Here is a 20,116-nt window from a genome sequence, read left to right on the forward strand (position 1 = left end):
CATCGTGCCGCCGAACTGCCTGTCTGGCTGCACAGATACAATTGGCATCGTCCACATGGCAGCCTAAAGTCAAAAACGCCTATCAGTCGCCTCGCCCTGATCGAGGACAACCTGTTGAAGCTCCACATCTAGGGCATGCGAAAATAGAAAATAACGGGCAAAAAGATGCGCCTTTTCCGACTCCGAGCCTAGATGGTTGAAAGCCTCGAAGTACTCCTTCGTCCGCTCGAGGAGATCTCCCGCATAAAGCGCCAACGGCTGTGACACGGTGACCCTCGGGCGCGCCTTGACCTTCGGCGTCTCAGGTCCACTCTTGGCCATCTCAGATTATCGGCTTAATTCCGGTGCCGGTATGCGACAAAGCCGAACAGAGTAGCCGCTGCGACGTTGAAGATTGCCCACAGCTCGCGCGGCAAATGAACCGGCATGAACGGGTTGAAGATCGCTGCCGCTCCAAACAGCGCCCAAGCCAGGGTGCGATTTTCAGGGCCTGATCGCCACACCATGGCTCCGCAGTAGATCCCGGCGAAAAAGACCACCACGCGGAGGAATTGGTAATAGCCGTACGGCCATGGCGCTACCGCCAGCAGCGAGGCAATAGCTACACAGATGCAGACCAACCGGACCGTTCCGGCCGGCGTCGAAAAGCATTATTTTCAGCAAACTTGATCCTCAAACGCCCAGCACGGTTGTTAGTGGAGTTTCGGCGCCCGCCATATATTTGAAAAGCCAGATTGCCCAAGTGATCGGCCAAATGAACGCCAACATCGCATCCAGGCTCAAGTTAATCAGGATTTTTACGACCACTGATGCATGGCCCTGCCATGTGTCGACGACATTCATCACGTAGGTGATCGGCCCGCCCAGCATGAAGAGGAGGCCCAGCGGAGCTGACATGATGTTCTTCAGCATGTTTGTGTCCCTCAGAAAGGCGTGACCTTCAGTGACAGTGATACGCGCCGGTCTTATGGTTGGTATGGCAACCGTTGGCATCAGTGCCGCCACTGTGTGCAAACGCGCCGGTCGCGCAAGCGATTATTGCAGCGGCCATAGCCGCGAGAAATGTTGTTTTCATTTTATTGCCCTCCCAAAGTATTTCAGACAGAGCACTATTGCCGGTCGGGCACAAGCTGCTCGTGGCACTGTGAACACAAATAGGATAGATGCTCCTCTGTGCAGGCCAAGATCGGGCGAGGAGAATACTTTGGATGGATTGCGATTGATGCACGTCCCGTTGGCGATCCTGCTGACATGGCCAAGGGTGGCGACGGCAAATGAATGCCTCTCGAAGTACACCAAGACCGACGTCTGCGCCTACGCAAAAAAAATGCAAACCGAAATGGCTCCAGCATTGCCCATGCTGATCAGTTCGAACATCTCCGTTCGGAGCATCATCGCAATCGGGCCAAGGATCGTTTTCAACGCCACCTGGGCTCAGACCGATGCGGAAGTAGACGCCAAATTGTTGGCTGCTGGCGTCTCGCGGCCGGTCTATGTCCAGAAGATCGATGAAATGACCAAAAACTATGTCTGTCGTGCGGAGGAACTATCTGCCTTCGTTCGCCTGGGCGGTGAGATCCAGTACACGTATACGACTGTGGATAATTTCCCAGTCGCGAACCCGCTCGTAGCACTCTGTCCTTAGAGCATCGCAGCACGGCTCATGACATGACTAGTCGCGGCCGATCAACCAGTTGATCAGCAGCCATGATCATTTGTTGGAACTCAATTGAGCCTGATCCGCACTAGCAAGTGGATAGAAGTGAATGTGCGGTTGCCCTTTAGCTCTACTATGCATAGAAACCACTCTGCCGGGGGGCGTAAAGTTGGGGTTGTGAGTGCGTGGGCTCTAAATTCGAAAAACTAAATAAGTTGCGTGACTCACTGCGAGAATCCAACCACGATTTTCGGGCGAGCACTCAGCTATTCAACAGCCTGGACCCTGCCAAGATCGACGGCGACCTGGATGTCATTAACCGCGGAAAGCAGCGCGGCGAGGTGAACCAACCCCCGAAAACGGCAAAGAATCTCGACGATGTCGAACATGCCATCGTGGAACGCGTTGAGGATGAGAAGAAGGCTGCGCATCACACTCTTGAGGACAACCTGCAACTCCTTGGAGGTCGTCTTGCCGGCCTCGATTTCGAGGAACAATTCGGTCTAATCCGTCAGACGAATGCCGCTAGCGTTTCGGACTTCAAAGCCTCGGTCGCCGTGGGCCTCGATGAACTTCACGGCCTGAGAAGGGCCCTGAACGACGCCGAAAAAGAGCATGCATGGTTTAAGGAGAAGCACGGTCTCGTTCGTGCCGCGCGTGTGCAGCACGGTGCCGCTCACATTTTCCGGCTATCGCTTCTGCTATTTCTGTTTCTGGTCGAGACAGCGATGAACGGCAACTTCCTGGCCAAGGGCAATGAGCAGGGATTTTTTGGTGGCATCCTTGAGGCTGCGGCATTCTCTTTCATCAACATCGGGGCGGCTTTGCTCCTGGCGGTTTTCTGCGCTCGTCTCGTCACCCATCGGTCGTTTTTCGTAAAATTCGTTGGGATCATTTCAATCCTTTTCTATATCGGCTTGGCGATTTCGATAAACTTGGCGCTAGCGCACTACCGTGAGGTCAGCGGCTCGCTCGCTGACGGCGCCGGCGCTGAGGTCATCCGTAATATGCTCGCCAATCCAGCGGGTCTCACGGACATCAAGTCCTGGTTGCTGTTTGCGATCGGCCTGATGTTTTCGCTTTTCGCTTTTATCGACGGCTGGTTCGTGCTCGACCCTTACCCAGGCTACACTGGCGTTGAAAATCGGCTCGTTCGACGGCGCGATGACTACATCGATCGAAAGAAGGAACTGATCGAAGAGCTGCAGGATGTCCGCGACGACCACAACGAAAAAGTGGAGGAAATCGTCAAGCAGCTTGGTAGTCGCCGGCGCGAGCACCGCGCGATTGTCGATCATCGATCGAGGCTTCTGGCTCTTTTTGCGCAGCATCAAGACCAATTGGAGCGAGCCTGCAATCAGCTTTTGTCGATGTATCGGGAAGCCAACATCCAGGCGAGGACCGAGCCGGCGCCCAAGCATTTCGGAACGCCCTACAAACTTGATCGCATCAAGCCATACGTCACCGGCGAGCGGGAGTGGAATGAGGGAGATGTTGGCGCATCAATTCGCCAGGCGCAGGAGGAACTCAACGAGCAGGTTCGTCTGATTGGTCAGGAATGCGAACGGGGAATTGAGCAGTACCGAGATCTTGATAAGCTTCACCCGGACAGCGTGAATGTCTAGGCGAACCCGCAGACGCAAGAAAGGCAATGCGGGTACCATTGCCGCGGCCATTGCCCTTGGTGTGCTATCCGTTGCGATGTTGGCCGGCTTCGGCTGGATGTGGACCAGGTCTGGCAATGGCCATATCGACGCCAACACGAATTGCCCATTGGACGGACCCTCCAGCCTGACCGCCGTCCTCATCGACGCCACTGATCCAATTTCGGCAACGACGATGGCTGATCTCAAGAACGAGTTCCGAAAGACCATTGGGCAGGTCGAGCCGGGTGGGTATGTGAGGATTTATACCCTGAGCTCGGCGCCTGGTGAGCTGACGGTGATGTTCGATGGATGCAATCCCGGTGATGGGTCGACCGTCGATAGTTGGACCAACAATCCTGCGCGGCGTCAAAAGAAGTGGGAAAACGCCTTCGGCGATCCTTTGAACAAACTTCCCGATGAAATCCCGAATGCGGCTTCCGCGAGCCAATCTCCGATCATGGCTGGAATTCAGAAAATCAAGCTGTCGCTCTTCGATAGCAGCTTGGCCAAACAGGGCAGTCCCAAGCGATTGGTGGTCGCCTCTGACATGATCGAGCATACGACGATTTACTCGCAGTACCGATCGGGACTGGATTACCAAAAATACCTCAACAGCGCCGCCGACCGCACATATGGGACGTCGCTGGATGGGGTGGGCATCACAATTCTTTATATCGATCGGGCAAAGAAGCCATTTCAGACCCTGGATCACGCGGAGTTCTGGACACATTGGGTCCAGAACCATCACGGCGAGTTCGAAAAGCTGGTTGGCTTGGATGGGTTAAACTGATGGCGAGAGCGCACGACAAACCTTTGCTGGATCATCCACGTCTGCCGGTCGTGGTTTTCGCGGCATTGACACTCGGCGGGTGTGTATTCATCGCCATTGCAAAACTCTCAGGCGTAAATCCGATCGTCGCGGCGGTAGCACCGGCCTGCCTGATGTTTTTCTATCTCGGGGTTTCGATCTTTGCTGGAAAGCTACAACTGCACGACGAGCAGACCGGCGATAACCTCTACTATATGGGCTTCCTGTTCACCCTGACGAGCCTTGGGGTCTCGCTGTTTCAGTTTGGAACGGAAGGCTCAACCGACACGATCGTCCAAAATTTTGGCATCGCGATCACGTCGACGATCACCGGTATTGCTCTGAGGGTTTTCTACAATCAGATGCGGCGCGATCCCGCGGACATTGAGCGAACGGCGAGGCACGAACTTGCCGACATGACACGGCGTGTAAGAGCCGAGATGGAAAGCGTAACCAGGGAGTTCGCCGACTTTCGTCGTGTCAGCCATCAAATGCTCGAAGAGGGCTTTGCAGAGATTGCCGAGCAAGCGGCACGCAATGGGGAGCACATTCGATCTGCCCTGGACAATATTGCCATGGAATCGATCAAGCCTGTCCAAGAGGCGTCTGCCAAGCTCAGTGACGCGTTGCAGCACAATTTCGGGCAAGTCGAAACCCAGTTTGCTTCGATAGCGAACCGCGTTGGAGCTGCAGCGGATTTGCTGGATAAAGCCAACAGCTCGATGTCCAACTCTGTTGGAAAGCTCGGTAATCAAGCCGACAATATGGCTGCCAAGCTGGAAAAGGTGGTTGTTCCTGATGAGGTGCTGAAGAACGATCTGGCGCCGATGGTCAAGCTCCTGGGTAATGCTGTCGCACAATATGCGATAAAAACCGAAACAGCCTCGCAAGAGCAGCAAACGCGGATGACCGGTCTTGCCGACGCAGTGATCAAGGTGGCGACTGGAGTGGAGAGAGCGGCAGCGGCCGCAGAAAAGACCGCAGAAACTGTCCAAGCGCAGCAGCGTTTGACTGAGGAGTTCATGGCTGTGATGCAGAAACACAGCAATGAAACACGCGGCCTCGTCGCAACCCTTACACAACATAGCCTCCCGGCCGTGCGCACTCCCCAGCCTCTGAGCAATGCGATAGCGAACGATGTCGAGCGAGTGGCGGCACCTTCCACTGTTGCCTCCCCTGTGGAGACGCCAATCAAGGTTTCGGATGACACGGAGGGCGACACCTTCCGATCGTTAAGCAGTCCGGCGGAGGTGGAGAAGGGTGAACCGCCAAAGAGAGCAAGTTGGTGGGGCAGGTGAGTGAGGTTAGCGGAACAGCCATTACGTTTGAGCGCAAGGGCTATGGCCGCGGCCTGATACTCGGCCTGACGATGGCTGAGACGATGCTGCTTCTCGTTTTCTGCCTTTTGCTTGCTGCAGGCGCGCTCATCGCCAAGACAAAGAAAGAGGCTGCGGCAGCGCAGAAGATTGCGCAGTCCCTCAATGAGAACGCTCGCAAGCTTGACGAGGAAAACAAGCGGTTGCTGGCTCAGCTGAATGCCATGGTCAAGCCTGCAAGTCGACGCAATGTACCAGATCAAGAATGGCGTGAATTGGTCCGGGCCAAAGAGGCCGCAGAGGCAATCAAAAAAGTGGGACTGACCCTTGAGGAAGCGGTGAAAAGCGCGCCGGCCGCCAAAGTCCTCTCTGACAACGACGTCGACGTTGATCAGGCCAAAGCCATGATCGAGAAGATGAAGGTTCTGCGCGAGCTCGGCTACGTTGGCACGGGCAAGACGTCCAAGGATCTTGCTGACGCACTGAAGAAGGCAAGGAACGAGGCCTCTGCTGACAAGCCACACGATTGGCCACCGATCATCAGTCTTAGCGAGCTCGATGGCTATAATTTCGATACTGGAAGTGCGGAGCTTTCCGGTGGCTTCAAAACGAAGTTGCGGCAGATGTCGAAGACCATTGCTGGAATTGCAACTTCCTATGGTGTGGACGTCATTGAGGTGATTGGCCACACGGACGAGCAGGCGATGTCCGGTGACTCATCGAATATGGACAGAGGCCTTCAGCCCGTACTGGCGCGCAAGATGGACATTGGCACACTCCATCCTGCCGACAATGCCGGGCTTGGATTAGCGCGAGCGATCTCCGTCACAGGCATCCTGCGCGATATGCCGGAACTGAAAGGCTTCACCATCCTGCCAATGTCCGGCGGCCAGTTGATATTGCCTGGCGACCGGCTCACCGACGGCGCACAGGCCGGCGACGTCAAGGCGAGGAGGCGAATTGAGATCAGGGTCAGGCAACGTTCGCGAGAGACAGATATTGGACTGGTTCCGGTACCAAAGTTGTGAGGCGAACTGCCCTTGGGTTTCGCTCACAGGGCTTGGGGGGGATTGCGGGGATGGGGTTTTACGTTCGAAAATCGATTAGTGCGGGACCTTTCCGCTTTAACTTCTCGTCTGGCGGGGTTGGCGCGTCCGTTGGCGTGCAAGGTCTTCGTATCGGGACTGGCCCACGAGGGCATTATATTCATGCAGGCGTCGGCGGTCTCTACTACCGAGGCACTTTGGGAAAGCGCAGCGCCAAGCAGACGCTGCAACTGTCTGAATTCCCATCTGGGCCAAAGCCCCATCCAACATCCTCACCCGTGGAATATGTCAGCGGTGGCGTCGTGATGAGAGAAATCGAGTCCGCCGATGTGATCGAGATGCGTGATGAGACATTTGCCAATGTGCTTGATGAAATCAATGCGAGGCAATCGCAGACGCGAATGTCGCTCATCCTGGCCGTGCTGTTTGGGATCGCCGGATTGATCGCAGGCGCAATGCTGGGAGGTGGGGTGGCGCTGATCGGTATTGCTGCCTTTTTGCCGGGCATGCTTATTGGCAACTGGTTGGACAGCTACCGCCGGGTGAGCGTGCTCTACTATGATTTGGAGCAGGACGCGGAGGCGGCCTACGGGCGACTTGTCGCCGCCTTTGACACGCTCACACGCTGCGCGGCGAGTTGGCATGTCGCGGCTGGTGGCAAGATAGAGGATCTGACGACTTGGAAGCGCAATGCGGGAGCCACGATGTTGGTCGATAAAAAGTCGACGACGCTCCAAGCTTCCTTGCCGACGGTTGTTCGCAGCAATGTCACACCACCGTCGATACACGTCGGCCGGCAAATCCTTTATTTCATGCCAGACATGATTTTGGTGAAGGACGGAAACCAGTACGGTGCCGTTGGGTATGGAGACCTCAGGACGCAATTTGCCCCCAGCAATTTTATTGAGACCGGCAAAGTTCCATCTGATGCTGAGATCGTGAGCTATACCTGGGCTCATCCCAATAAGAATGGCGGACCCGACAAACGCTTCAGAGATAATCGGCAGATCCCTGTCTGTCGCTACGAAGCCTTGCGGTTTTCTAGCCCATCCGGGCTCAACGAGCTGGTGGAATTTTCCAAGACAAACGTCAGCCAGCCCTTTTGCCAGGCTCTATTGGCACTCGCGCAAATGCACCGAAACGCTGGTGGCCAGTCCGGCTTGCTGAAAGCGCGCTAAGGAATTGGCTTGGTCAGCAAATGCCTTCGCACGGAATTCCGTCGCCGTCCCGGTCCAATTTGGGTCCCCAGCTACAGTTATTGAGATACCAGCGCGCCTCATCGCATGAGGAGATTTGCTTACAATAGCGACGCGGTTGACACGAATAGCTCTGAGCTATTTGGCGACGGCCTGTAAGGCCGTAGGATGTGTCATTACCGGGTTTATTGTTGGCTGCATGTGTTGCTCGCCAATCCCAAGGGGCTGTGAAAGTGCCAACCCAGATGCCAATCTTGGCCCTTTGGGCATCTGCCTGTTGTGACGCGTAACTACCATGGCTGTATCGAGGCCAATCCAGGGCATAACCCTGTTCGACCATCCAAGACGCAATGCTAGCACCGTCCGCCCGCTGACAATCACCAACGAAGCGGTTGTAACGATCCCACGAAACAAAGTTGCACTGGATGGGTCGGGATTGACTGAGGAAGATGTCCAGTGCTTCTGCGGATTTGCGGCCGCATGGGTATTCTTGCCCGCTTGCGTCGCTGCAGTTTTGGCTGCTTTCAGGTGCGTCGATGCCATTGAAACGAATACGCTGTCCGTGGATCTCGATCGTGTCCCCGTCAACGATGGACGCTACGCCGACGATAGGCTTCGGTTTTGACCCGAGTGCGCTTGCTGTATTGGGTCCCGCGATCTGGTTGCCCCACCCTGTAAAGTAGGAGGTGACATAAGCGCCCACTGCTAGCGTGATCACCAGGATCGCGGCTAATGATTTATGTGAAAAGAAACGCTTGCGCATAATTGAAACCCGGCCGCGTCTTGGCCGCGAGCTGCGGCGATGGGAATAGCGATCGCGATTCAATTTTCGATCCTTTGCGAAGCTGCCAAATGTTTTGCTAGCGCGTCTTTGACTTCTTGGCTGCTGCTTTCTTGGGCGCGGCTGCTGTGCGACCGAGGCCAATCGATTTTGCCAATCTGGAGCGATTGGCTGAATAGTTAGGCGCGACCATGGGGTAATCGTTGGAGAGGCCCCATTTTTGGCGATAGGCGTCGGGCGTCAGTCCAAAATGCGTGTTCAAGTGTCTCTTGAGGGACTTGAACTTTTTGCCGTCTTCGAGGCAGACGATGTAGTCTGGAGTGACTGAGCGCTTGGGGTTGACCGCGGGAACTTGGTCGGGTTTTTCCGGTTCGGACGGCTGGCCGATACGCGCTAATGACGAATTGATGCTGGCAATAAGGTCCGGCAATGAGGAGACCGGCACTGAATTCTTGCTCACATAAGCCGCAACGATATCGGCGGTAAGCTCCATCAGCGCGGTGGCCGTATTTTGGATTTCGTCAGTCACTTCATGGCTCCGGACTTCTGCAGTGAAATCCCGATCTATTACTTATCGGCTAAAAAAACCAGTAGAGGGAGGATACTAAATGCCAGGCGCTAATAGTGATGAATGTTAAAGCGCCAATCAGAATGCGGAACCACGAGAGACGGTGGATTGATTGGGCGCGGCGTTTTCTTTGTATGACCAGGAAAGCGGCTTGAGGCTCACAGGCGGATGCATTTAGATTTGGACGAGTAGGACCTACGCATGACATTTTCGAAAGACCCGCCGCCGGAGGTTAAGCCCCAGAAGGATAAGGCAAAGACTGGATCTGAATTGGACCGCGTTCCAAGTGCGGGAGCCATTCGGGTCCGCAACGGACTCTCTGTGTCAGAAAAAGACATTGTGGAGGCGGCTAAATACGGGGGCAGGGAGCGAGAATCCTCGTCGGATAGCGACTAGGCAAAGGGGGCCAAGAATGCAGGCTCTGACCCATATCACACGTCGCAATATTGGACGGTGTCCAGAAGTGATCGCAGTCGTTTCTAATTGAACACGGCTGTTTTTTCTTGCGCGAACGCTCTACGCGGGCTCTAGCTGGTTCTCCTTTCAAAGGGGATGTAAGTCTTGGACGTAAAACAGTCAGTCTTCCAAAGCGATCTCCCTCTAAAGGAGAAACTCGAGCGCGCCAGGATGGAGTTGCTCGATCTTTCCGCCCGCAATCGACTTTTGAATGTGCCGCGGTTTTCCAAGAGCGCGAAGACGATCGATATCGTCGATGAGAAGTCGTCCGAAATTTATCGATTGCTGGTGACCGAAGGAAAGGCTTTTACCTTCCTGGCCGGCAAGCCCGATAGGCCGAAAGCGGGCCAGGATGAAAGCAGCCCTCCAGACGAAGAGATCGACTATTCCCCCGTCGCTCTCGCCCAACCAGAGGACGATGGAGTCGATAACAGAGGGATATCCGCGCGGCACTCGGACACCAAGCTGCAGACGCGTATGACCCCAACTGGGCTGCAGCGGCGGCTCCTTGATCTCTACCATGATGCCCGCACACTCGAGGAAGAGCAGGGCGTCAATATCCTCTTTCTGGCCCTTGGAATGCTGAAGTGGATTGACCCGAACAACAAAGAGAACATCCGTCAGGCCCCCCTCATTTTGGTGCCGGTTCGGCTTGAGCGAGGGGCCGCTGGAGAAAAATTCCGCCTACGAGCCCGGCCGGAAGATCTTACCGCAAACCTCTCCTTGGAACTCTATCTCGACCGCATTCACAAGCTCGCTCTGCCGCGTTTTGAGGTGGGAGATGACTTCGACGTCTCGGCCTATCTCGATGCCGTTGCCGAAGCAATTTCGACCAAAGAGGGTTGGGAGGTGCTTCGCGACGATATGGTGCTCGGCTTCTTCTCGTTTGCGAAGTTCTTGATGTACCGTGATCTGGATCCGGATCTCTGGCCCGATGGCGCAAAGATTATCGAACAACCGAAGATCCGCTCGCTTCTTTCAGATGGTTTCGAAACACGCGAGCCGCTTATGTCGGACGACATAGCGATTGATCCGCACATTGCGCCCGCCGAAATGTTGCATATCGTCGACAGTGACAGTTCTCAGACACTGGCGATCCATGACGTCAGAAAAGGTCGCGACCTCGTTATCCAAGGTCCGCCTGGGACAGGAAAATCGCAGACGATCGCAAACATTATTGGGTCGGCCGTTGCCGACGGAAAGACCGTGCTGTTCGTGGCCGAAAAGATGGCAGCGCTGGAGGTCGTCAAGCGACGGCTTGACACTGCTGGGGTGGGGGACGCCTGCCTTGAGCTGCATAGTAACAAGGCGAACAAGCGCATGATGCTAGAGGAGCTGCGGCGAACCTGGCAACTCGGATCGCCCAGGGGCCAGCTTCCTTCTTCCCTAACTGATCGCTTGCTGGAGGCTCGCGATAAACTCAACGCACATGCTGCACGAATGCACGTTGCGTTCGGAGCGTCCGAACTCACTCCTTATCAGGTTCTCGGCCAGCTAACCCGACTAAGGCAGGTCGGTCAGAAACCAGTGGACATCGAACTTACGGATGCCACAAGCTGGACAACTGACGGCGTTTCGCAACGTCGCAAATTGCTCGATGAGGTCTCTCAGCGGATCAACGAGATCGGCTTGCCGATCCACCACCCGTGGCGGGGAGTTGGCCTGGATGTCGTTCTTCCAACGACCATTGAGAGGCTCGTCCCACGCATCGCGGCGTTGCTGGACCAAGCCAAGGCACTGCACGCCAAACTGGTCGGTATCGCTGAGCGGATCAAGGCCGAGCCTCCGAAAATTCTCAGCGACAGCGGCGAGATAGAAGATCGCGCTGAGCTTCTCGCGTCCGCGCCTGGACTTCCTGCCGAGGCGCTCGTCTCGCCGGTATGGGATGAGCGTCCGAAAGACATTTCATCGCTTCTCTGGTCAGGAACGGATTTCGCCCGCAAGTCCGAGGAACTTTCGGAGCAGTTGGCGGCAACGGCTATCGACACGCCAATTGAAGGTCTCGAGACAGAGCTTGCAAAGCTTCCCTCGGAATTTCCGAAAGATGGTTTCCATCGTGCGCGACAGCTCACCATTCTGCTCCCACGCTTGAGGGAAGAAGCTGAGCGCCTGAATCAGGAACTCGGATCGGCGATATTGCCAGACACGTTGGCAGGCTTGCTCAGGCTGGCCGTGACCGGCGAGCGAGTAGCGGCAGCACCTGACGCAAGTCCGGAGGCCTTCGCAGCCACCGTTTGGGACTCCGGACTTGAGCAGGCAGGCGACCTTGCCGACAGCGTAGCGACGCTTGAGGCTGCCAGAGCCGACCTTCAGGGCAAGGTTGTTGACGCGGCGTGGAGCACCGAGGTGGCCGCGGCGCGGCAGGCGCTCGCCACACACACGGGAATATTGAAAGCATTGAACGGCGACTACCGTCGCGCCACAGCACTTGCGCGGACTATTGTGGTCGACCCTAGCGCGCCTGCGACGCAGATAGTTGGTCTCCTCGACCTTTTGATGAAGGGTCAGGCTGCCGCAGCAAGAGTCCGCGAAGGCGACGCTTTTGGCCGTTCCGCCTTCGGGGCAGATTGGCGTGGGGAGCGATCGGCTTCCGCGCCACTGCTCGCGCTAGTGGAGTGGATGCGGACTCTACGAGGGCTAGGCCCCGAACCTCGGATTATCGCCGGCCGGATGGCGGAACGCTCCGAGGCCGGTGCGCGTGCAGCGCGCGTTCGCAAGGTTATCGAAATCGGTCGGCCAATTATCGAAGGTTTCTGGAACGATCTCGGGCACCTCGCGTCATCCATGCTAGGCGACGTGGCTTCCGCCGAGCGGGCCTCGCTGCAACTGATGGAAGCGAAGGCGAGCACTGTAGCTCAAGCCGATGATGCGTCACGACAGGTTCTGACTGACGTTCCGGATCTAATCACTGAGCGGGTGGAGCTACTGCGCCGACTAGGCAGACTACAAGCACTTGCTCAAGGGATCGATGCGGGAGAGAGCCTTGGCAAGTTCGTATTCGGCTCGTCGTGGCACGGTCGAGGATCCGATTGGGCCGCTCTCACGCAAGCCGAGCTTTGGCTGAAAGAAAATGGCTCGATCCGACATCTGGCTGCGCGGTTGCCTGAAAGAATCGAGATCGCAAACTCGGCACGTTCAGCACGTGAAGCGGCCCAAGCGGCAGCGCGGGAATTGAAGGCGCTTACAGGGGATTTGAAAGCCGATGCTCCCTCCTTGTTTGGAGTAGTCGATTTTCCGGACGTCGCGATAGGCGAGGTCGTTTCTCGGCTGCAGGGTTGGCTCGATCATCAGGAGCAGCTCTCGAAATGGGTTGCCTATGAAGAGCGATCCGAAACGGCCCGAAAGGCTGGACTGGGACAGTTGATAGACGGCCTAGCCAACGGCCAGATTACAACAGGATCGGCTCGATCAGTTTTTGATATGGCCTACTACGAACGAATGTTTCTGGCGATGGCGACCGATGAGCCGGAGCTGGCAAGGTTCGACGGGGAACTGCATTCCAGGGCTGTACGTGACTTCGCAGATCTGGACCGCCAGCGCATCAAGGCCGGCGCCATCGAAGTTGTAACGGCTCATCACCGGAAAATTCCTTCAAGAGACGGCGGAGCTGGACCTGTCGGACTGCTTCGTTCTGAGATGGCGCGCAGACGAGGCCACATGCCCATCCGGCAATTGATGCAGAAGGCAGGCCCTGCCATCCAGGCGCTGAAGCCAGTGTTCATGATGAGCCCGCTTTCGGTGGCGCAATTCCTGTCGCCCGGCCGGATGTCCTTCGATCTGCTCGTGATGGACGAGGCGTCTCAGATCCAGCCCGTGGACGCACTTGGCTCGGTCGCCAGGGCCAGTCAGGTGGTCGTCGTTGGCGACGAACGCCAACTGCCACCCACGACATTCTTCGCGAAGATGACAGGCTCGCAGTCTGAAGATGACGAGGGTGAGGGCGCGCAGGTCGCCGACATTGAAAGCATCCTCGGCCTGTTCACGGCCCGCGGCTTGCCGCAGCGTATGCTGCGCTGGCACTACCGTAGCCGTCACCAATCTCTAATCGCAGTATCGAACAGCCAGTTCTACGAGAACCGGCTTTTCATCGTGCCAAGCCCTTATACCCAAGAGGCAGGTATGGGGTTGCGGTTTCATCATGTGCCGGAGGGGGTCTTCGATTCCGGCGGCACAGGAACCAATCCGGTAGAGGCGAGAGCAGTAGCGGAGGCGATCATCCGTCATGCGAAGGTGAACCCGCAAGAGACTCTAGGCGTTGCAACATTTTCGGTTAGCCAACGCCGCGCGATCCAGGATGAACTCGAAGCGCTGCGGCGACTAAATCCCGACACCGAGGAATTCTTTCACGCTCATCCAAGCGAGCCATTCTTCGTCAAGAACCTCGAAAATGTTCAAGGCGATGAGCGCGACGTGATCATGATCTCGGTGGGGTATGCCAAGAATGCCCAGGGATACATGGCCATGCGTTTCGGCCCTCTTGGCGCGGAAGGCGGCGAGCGTCGGCTCAACGTCCTCATAAGCCGCGCCAAGCGCAGCTGCGAAGTATTCGCGTCCATCACAGACGAGGACATCGACCTGGAGCGTGGCAAAGGGAAAGGCATCTTCGCCTTCAAGCTCTTCTTGCACTACGCGAGAACAGGGCGAATTTCGCTTGCCCAAGTCACGGTTCGCGAAATGGATTCAATCTTTGTAGAACAGGTAGCCAACGCGCTGATCGAAATGGGTTATCAGGTTCATGCTCAAGTGGGCATTGCCGGCTTCTTCATCGACCTCGCAGTTGCGGATCCAGAGAGGCCAGGCCGCTATATTCTTGGCATCGAATGCGATGGCGCAGAATATCACTCATCTCGCTCGGCCAGAGATCGAGACCGGCTTCGGCAGTCGGTTCTGGAAGACCATGGTTGGATCATCCATCGCATCTGGAGCGCTGACTGGTTCCAACGGCCTCGTGAGCAGCTGGAGCGAACCATACTAGCGATTGAGGCCGCCAGAAAAGAACTCGATGAGCGGGCCGAATTGGGGGTCCAGAGAAATCGAGCTGTAGCCGTGCAGGTTGTTACGGTCGACCGAGGCAACGTGACGGAAATCGGTCTCGAAAGCACAAACGGATCCGAGACACCCAATCGAGCCTACGAAGAGGCCGAACTAAAGCGACCGGGATCGTTCGAACTCCACGAGACGCCCAGCGGAATCATGGCCGGACTGGTCGAGCAGGTCGTGGCTACAGAAACGCCAATCCATGTCGACGAAATAGTTTCGCGTATTCGGGACGCCTGGGGTCTGCAGCGGGCCGGTGGCAGGATTCAGGATGCAATCGAGCGGGGGGTAAGCATAGCACAGAGAGGTGGTTCAGTAGCCCGTCGAGGCAACTTCTGCTTCAAGCCAGGTGTTCCTGTTCGTCTCAGGGATCGCAGTGGGGTCGTGTCCGCTGGATTGCGCAAGCCCGAAATGATTGCGCAGGACGAGGTCGCCCAAGGCGCTATGGAAGTCGTGAAATCCAACCTCGGTGCGACAGAGGAAGAAATCGCCACAGGCGTTGCCAGGATGCTGGGCTTCAAAGCCACAAGCGCACAATTAAGGCAGCTGATTTCAGCTGGGGTCGCCGATTTGGTTGCCAAAGGAGTGTTACGGTCCCAAGACGGCTTGTTGGTGGCCGGCGAATCCGCGAGCGAGAAATTAGCTGAAGTGTAACGGGGCGCTGCAGCGCCCTCGTTGCAATTTCTGTCGAAGCTCGGAACACCTCTTTTGCTGGCGGAGGCCGAATGGCATTTCGATTCGTACACACGGCCGATATTCATCTCGACTCGCCGCTTCGTTCGCTGGCGATGCGAAATCCCGATCTTGCCGGGCTGGTGGGCGACGCCAGCCGCCAGGCATTCGTTTCGATAGTGGATCTCTGCCTTGAGGAACGTGTGGCCGCGTTGGTCATTGCTGGCGACCTATACGATGGCGACCAGACTTCAATGAAGACAGCGCGGTTCTTGGGCGCGCAGATGACACGCCTGCACCAGGCCGGCATCATGGTTTTCAAGATCCGCGGTAATCATGACGCCCTGTCGCGGATTTCCAAACAGCTGGTATTTCCCGACACCGTTACCATCTTTGGTGGTCGTGCTCAGTCGGTATTGCAGACAGCCGGCGGTCTGGACGTCGTATTCCATGGTTTGAGCTTTGCGAACCCTAAGGCGCCGGACAGCCTGTTAACCAAATATCCGGCGGCTCGTGAAGGGGCCGTCAACATAGGCATCATGCATACCAGTCTGGCTGGATCGCCAGGTCACGACGTTTACGCGCCCTGCAGCATCGCTGACTTGCACGCCCACGGTTTCGACTATTGGGCCCTCGGCCACATCCATGCTCGCCAAGTCCATCCTGGCGCCAGTGCCGTGGTGATGCCGGGAATACCGCAGGGGAGGGATATCAACGAGGCCGGTGAGAAATCAGTCACCCTGGTGACGGTGCGCCACGACCGTTCGGTGGAGATCGAGGAACGGCTGACCAGCGTTGCGCAGTTCGAACGGGTGAGCGTCGACCTTACCGGAGCGGTGGAGTGGCCCGAGGCCGTCGCGCGTGTTCGCTTCGCACTCGAAGAGATGCGGGCAACCGTCCGATCGCGTCATGCTGTGGCTCGCATTGGCCTGACAGGAACGTCACCACTGATGTGGGCGCTGATCCGCGACAGGGACCTCCTTCTTGCCGAAGCCGAACAGGCTGCGGAACAGCTAGGCCATACGTGGGTGGAGAAGCTCGAGCTTGACCTCGCGCCGCCTCGGACGGAGACCGCCGAGGATATTGCTGATCCGATTTTCGAACTCGAGCAATCAATGCGTGCCGATGCCACCTCGGAGGCCTTCCGCGCTGAGGCGAGGGCGTTCGTCCAAAAGATGGTCGCCGACCTTCCGGCCGACGGGCGGGATTTTGCTGGGACGGACGAAGCCGGGCTGGAACAGTTCCTCGATCAGGTGCTTTCCAAGGGCGCGGACTTGGTGACTGCCCGCCTTAAGGCCGGTGGATCGTCATGAGGTTGCGGCGCCTTGACCTCATTCGTTATGGAAAGTTCACCGATCGTTCGATCGACTTCGGACCCAAACCGGAATCCGGACCTGATCTGCATATCGTGTTTGGCCTGAATGAGGCCGGCAAATCGACTGCGCTTTCGGCCTATCTAGACTTGCTGTTCGGCATCGAGGAACGGAGCCGCTACAACTTCCTGCACGAGTACAGTGCCATGCGCATCGGCGGGGTGCTGGAACTGGCCGGCTCCGAACACACGTTCACGCGTACGAAACAGCGCAGTAATTCGCTATTGAATGCGACGGGCCAACCGGTAAGCGAGGTGGCGATCACGGCGCATCTCGCCGGTCTGTCGCGCGACGCCTACACGACGATGTTCTCACTCGATGACGAGACGTTGGAAGCCGGCGGAAAATCTATCCTGGAGTCGCGGGGCGACCTCGGCAAGCTTCTGTTCACGGCCAGCGCCGGTCTTGGGAACGCAAGTGATACGTTGAACGCCCTCGAGGCCGAAGCAGACGCTCTGTATCGGAAGCAGGCGCATGGAACCGAACTGGCGCTGTTGAAGAAGCGCCTTGTTGACGTAAAGTCGCGCAGGGATGCGATCGACACCCTTGCATCAACCTACGAGGGCCTGGAGGCCGAACGTCTCGATGCAGCGCAGCAGTACGGCCGAACCATCAGCGATCGGGCGGTGCTGGTGGCCAGGCTGGATACCTTTGCTCGTTACGTGCGTGCTGCGCCGATGCTGGCGGATATCCGGCGCAAGATTGCCCGGCTGGATCAGCTGCCGGACATCGCCTCCCCAGCCCGGACATCGACGGGAAGTGTCACCGAACTGATCGATGACGATGCCAGCCTCAGAACGCGGCTGTCCGCAAACATCGACGAGACCGAGCGCCTGGCGGAAAAAGTCACTGCGGTCGACGAGGACGAACCGATCCTGTCGATTTCCGAACGCATTCGCGGGCTGGCGGAGAGCAAGGTGCGCCATACCGCGGCTGGCTTTGACTTGCCCACTCGCAGGATGGAGCTGCAAATCCTCAACAACAGCGTGGCGAGCTGCCTTGCCGCCTTGGGCCGATCTTCCGAGGCGGATCCTGGCGCGCTGCTTCTGCCTGCCGTCACCGTTGGCGTCGTTCGCGCCATGGTCGAGCAGAGGTCCGGGATTGCTACCGGGATGCGTGCCGCTCGCGACGAAGCCGCGGCGGCACTCGATGCGCTGCAGGTGGCAAGGCAGCGGGTCGGCGAGGAAAGGGCGGTGCCCGAACCTGCCAGGGCAAGGCTGGGCTCGGCTTTGTCGAAAGCGCGAGCAAGCGGACACCAGGCAGAGATTAGGACGGCTCGCGAGGCGGAAGATGCGGGAACAATCCGATGGAAGGCGGCGCTCGCGCGCTTGCGTCCATGGAACGGAGATGCCCTCGCTCTCGCCAACGTCGCGGTTCCGAGCGCCGGGCAGATTGCCGCCTGGAAGACGGTAGCGTCAGAACTGGCAAGGAACACCGCCGTACTTGCCGAACGCCTTGCTGAATACGAGGGCAACCATGCCATGCTCGCCGCACGATTGGATGCCCTTCGTGCCTCGGGCGACATTGTCGACGATGAAGCGGCTACCGCCATCCGCCGAGTTCGCGATGATGCGTGGGCAACGCACCGCGCAGCGCTGACCGGTGACACCGCTGACGACTTCGCCGTGGCATTGGCGCGCGATGACATTGCCAGCGCAGGCCGGCTGGCCGGCGCGGCGGATCTGGCTGAGATCCGGGCAACTACGCGCGAGCTGGCCGAGGCCGCGGCCAACCTGTCACGCAACGGCATCCAACGCACACAGCTCGGCAAGGATGTGGATACCCAATTGTTGGAAATCCGCGCGGCCGCCAGGGACCTGCTCGGAGACGCCGTGGAACCTTCGTCTGAGCGCCTGATCGAAAGGATCGAGGATCAGATCGAGGCGCGCAGCGATGCGCTCGCTGCCTGGGAGCAGATCGAACTTGCTCGCTTGAAGGCCGAGCGAGCCGCTGACGCCGGCGAGCAGATACGCTTGGAAATGAGAGCAGTGCTGGGAAGCGTCGGCATTGTATCAGAGTCCAACGACACCCTCGAAGCAATCATGGCCATCGCGGAGCCGTTTCTGGATCGGCAGCGCAAGGTGGACGCCGAGTATGCCGAGGCGCTCAGAATGGTGAGCTCCAAAGAAGAGGATCTAGCGGCACGACGGGTTGCAGTAGGTGTGGCGGAGCGTCGCGAGGAGGAATGGCTGGCCGGCATTACCGAAGCACTCAAGGGAACTTGGCTCGAAAGCGGGCTCTCCGCATCCGGCGTCGGCACTGTGCTCGATCAATTGGCCGAACTTTCAAGAAGCCTGCAGGAACGGGACGACCTGCAGCTGCGTATCGACAAGATGGAGGCCGACAGGGCCAATTTTCTGGTCGAGGTCATCGCCGTTGCGGTTGAAGCCGACGAGCCGACGAAGGATACCGACCCGGAGCAGTTGGCCATCCGCCTTGCCGAGCGCCTAGAGCGTGCCGAGCGGACACGTGAAACGAAGGCAAGCCTCGGCAACGACCTGAAGCGCCTCAAGGAGGCGCGCGACATCCTCGACACTGAGATTTTGGCACACGAACGCCGCAAGAACGAGGTGCTGGGCGTCTTTGGTGTCGCCACTCTGCCCGAGGTAGTCGAACGCGATGAGCTGTTGCGTGAGCGCGATGGCTTGCGCACCACCGTCGCCGAACTTGAGGAACGGATAGTGGCGGAGCTCGCGGTCGACGGATTCGAGCAGGCCCGCTCGATCCTGGACGCGATCGATTTCGACGGCCTCGCGGTCGAGAAGGCTGAGGGTGAGCAGCGGCTTCGCCTGTTCGATGAAACCATCCAGCAACAGCTGATCCGGCAGACGCGCGCGGCCGACAAGCTGGACGCCATCGGCGGTGATAGTGCGGTTGCACGCCTGGATGCTGAACGGCGCACAACCCTGCTGGAAATCGAGGAGAAGGCCGTTCGCTACATAGAGCTGAAGCTTGGCATCATGTCGGCTGGCAATGCTTTGCGGATCTACCGTGAGAGCCATCGCTCCGGCATGATGGCGCGCGCATCAGACGCGTTCAAGCTAATGACGCGTGGCCAGTATTCGGGGCTGACAACCCAGCCTGTAAGAGGTGGTGAGGTTCTCATTGCTGTGCAGGGTGACGGGCAATCCAAGGTCACCGAAGCGCTTTCAAAGGGTGCACGATTTCAGCTGTACCTTGCCCTAAGACTCGCCGGTTATTACGAGTTCGCGCAATTTCGGCCCTCGGTCCCATTCGTCGCCGACGACATCATGGAGACGTTCGACCATATTCGCTCGGAGGAGGTTTTCAGGCTGTTCGGAGCGATGGCAAACACAGGTCAGGTCATCTACCTGACGCACCATAAGCATCTATGTGAAATAGCTGAGGCTGTCGTACCGGGAACGAGGATCCATCAACTCGCACAGTAATTTTCTCCGGAATACGTGAACGAACCAGTGAAGGACGCCGAATTTGACGGCAAGTATGCGCCCAAAGTCAGACGTTCCGGCAAACTTCGCGTTCGTCCAAAAGCGGACATATCGCCCGAGCCATAGACGGCCCCGATGTGCCCATAATGG

General features: G+C 57.6%; 14 protein-coding genes and 1 pseudogene. 10 read left to right on the forward strand and 5 right to left on the reverse strand.

Annotated features, from left to right (window positions below):
- A pseudogene (locus CK227_RS35265) lies at positions 1-132 on the forward strand (IS481 family transposase); the annotation flags it as partial.
- 203 nt (positions 133-335) lie between these two features.
- Here CK227_RS35265 and CK227_RS35270 read toward each other — a convergent pair.
- The 3 genes from CK227_RS35270 to CK227_RS38040 are packed head-to-tail and all read right to left on the reverse strand — an operon-like array spanning position 336 to position 1,075.
- Positions 336-620: a DUF6804 family protein gene (locus tag CK227_RS35270; RefSeq protein WP_063169433.1), complete on the reverse strand. Its 285-nt coding sequence runs from the start codon at positions 618-620 to the stop codon at positions 336-338.
- Between the two features lie 52 nt (positions 621-672).
- Positions 673-912, reverse strand: coding sequence for a hypothetical protein (locus CK227_RS35275; RefSeq protein WP_082826591.1), 240 nt, complete (start codon positions 910-912; stop codon positions 673-675).
- Between the two features lie 28 nt (positions 913-940).
- Positions 941-1,075 (reverse strand): YHYH domain-containing protein, encoded by a 135-nt coding sequence (locus tag CK227_RS38040; RefSeq protein ID WP_199489651.1) that lies wholly within the window; start codon positions 1,073-1,075, stop codon positions 941-943.
- A gap of 129 nt (positions 1,076-1,204) precedes the next feature.
- Here CK227_RS38040 and CK227_RS35285 point away from each other — a divergent pair, with 129 nt between their 5' ends.
- From CK227_RS35285 to CK227_RS35310, 6 genes are all read left to right on the forward strand, one after another.
- Positions 1,205-1,645: a hypothetical protein gene (locus tag CK227_RS35285; RefSeq protein WP_126066778.1), complete on the forward strand. Its 441-nt coding sequence runs from the start codon at positions 1,205-1,207 to the stop codon at positions 1,643-1,645.
- 197 nt (positions 1,646-1,842) lie between these two features.
- Complete coding sequence (locus CK227_RS35290) at positions 1,843-3,282, forward strand: hypothetical protein (protein WP_063169430.1); 1,440 nt, start codon at positions 1,843-1,845, stop codon at positions 3,280-3,282.
- Entirely contained in the window at positions 3,275-4,093 is an 819-nt protein-coding gene (locus CK227_RS35295) for a hypothetical protein (protein WP_063169429.1), read from the forward strand. Before CK227_RS35290 ends, CK227_RS35295 begins: the two co-directional genes overlap by 8 nt.
- Positions 4,093-5,409, forward strand: coding sequence for a hypothetical protein (locus CK227_RS35300; protein WP_063169428.1), 1,317 nt, complete (start codon positions 4,093-4,095; stop codon positions 5,407-5,409). Before CK227_RS35295 ends, CK227_RS35300 begins: the two co-directional genes overlap by 1 nt.
- Complete coding sequence (locus CK227_RS35305; RefSeq protein ID WP_224571173.1) at positions 5,397-6,455, forward strand: hypothetical protein; 1,059 nt, start codon at positions 5,397-5,399, stop codon at positions 6,453-6,455. Before CK227_RS35300 ends, CK227_RS35305 begins: the two co-directional genes overlap by 13 nt.
- Positions 6,456-6,505: 50 nt before the next feature.
- Positions 6,506-7,651 carry a DUF4236 domain-containing protein gene (locus tag CK227_RS35310; RefSeq protein ID WP_095770037.1) on the forward strand — a complete coding sequence of 382 codons (1,146 nt, stop codon included), beginning with the start codon at positions 6,506-6,508 and terminating at the stop codon, positions 7,649-7,651.
- Positions 7,652-7,664: 13 nt separating this feature from the next.
- On the opposite strand, the gene CK227_RS35315 is transcribed toward CK227_RS35310, so the two are convergent.
- Together CK227_RS35315 and CK227_RS35320 are read right to left on the reverse strand one after the other, a co-directional pair.
- Entirely contained in the window at positions 7,665-8,495 is an 831-nt protein-coding gene (locus CK227_RS35315) for a thermonuclease family protein (protein WP_127224212.1), read from the reverse strand.
- 34 nt (positions 8,496-8,529) lie between these two features.
- The gene (locus CK227_RS35320; protein WP_082826711.1) at positions 8,530-8,943 is read right to left on the reverse strand and encodes a MucR family transcriptional regulator; all 414 of its coding nucleotides are present in this window, start codon (positions 8,941-8,943) and stop codon (positions 8,530-8,532) included.
- Between the two features lie 636 nt (positions 8,944-9,579).
- Here CK227_RS35320 and CK227_RS35325 point away from each other — a divergent pair.
- The 3 genes from CK227_RS35325 to CK227_RS35335 all read left to right on the forward strand — a co-directional run bounded on the left by CK227_RS35325 (position 9,580) and on the right by CK227_RS35335 (position 19,966).
- A complete protein-coding gene (locus CK227_RS35325) occupies positions 9,580-15,165 on the forward strand; it encodes a DUF3320 domain-containing protein (RefSeq protein WP_063169424.1) in 5,586 nt (1,861 codons plus the stop codon).
- Between the two features lie 71 nt (positions 15,166-15,236).
- Positions 15,237-16,496 (forward strand): DNA repair exonuclease, encoded by a 1,260-nt coding sequence (locus tag CK227_RS35330; protein ID WP_063169423.1) that lies wholly within the window; start codon positions 15,237-15,239, stop codon positions 16,494-16,496.
- Entirely contained in the window at positions 16,493-19,966 is a 3,474-nt protein-coding gene (locus tag CK227_RS35335; protein WP_063169422.1) for an AAA family ATPase, read from the forward strand. Before CK227_RS35330 ends, CK227_RS35335 begins: the two co-directional genes overlap by 4 nt.
- The last annotated feature ends 150 nt before the right edge of the window (positions 19,967-20,116 follow it).

The sequence above is a fragment of the Mesorhizobium sp. WSM4308 genome, assembly GCF_002294905.1.
Classification (GTDB): domain Bacteria; phylum Pseudomonadota; class Alphaproteobacteria; order Rhizobiales; family Rhizobiaceae; genus Mesorhizobium.

Bases quoted from the DNA above. Each gene is read 5' to 3' on its own strand.
- CK227_RS35275 (WP_082826591.1), bottom strand. From the start codon at position 912: ATGCTGAAGAACATCATGTCAGCTCCGCTGGGCCTCCTCTTCATGCTG.
- CK227_RS38040 (WP_199489651.1), bottom strand. From the start codon at position 1,075: ATGAAAACAACATTTCTCGCGGCTATGGCCGCTGCAATAATCGCTTGC.
- CK227_RS35295 (WP_063169429.1), top strand. From the start codon at position 3,275: ATGTCTAGGCGAACCCGCAGACGCAAGAAAGGCAATGCGGGTACCATT.
- CK227_RS35300 (WP_063169428.1), top strand. From the start codon at position 4,093: ATGGCGAGAGCGCACGACAAACCTTTGCTGGATCATCCACGTCTGCCG.
- CK227_RS35310 (WP_095770037.1), top strand. From the start codon at position 6,506: ATGGGGTTTTACGTTCGAAAATCGATTAGTGCGGGACCTTTCCGCTTT.
- CK227_RS35320 (WP_082826711.1), bottom strand. From the start codon at position 8,943: ATGGAGCTTACCGCCGATATCGTTGCGGCTTATGTGAGCAAGAATTCA.
- CK227_RS35330 (WP_063169423.1), top strand. From the start codon at position 15,237: ATGGCATTTCGATTCGTACACACGGCCGATATTCATCTCGACTCGCCG.
- CK227_RS35335 (WP_063169422.1), top strand. From the start codon at position 16,493: ATGAGGTTGCGGCGCCTTGACCTCATTCGTTATGGAAAGTTCACCGAT.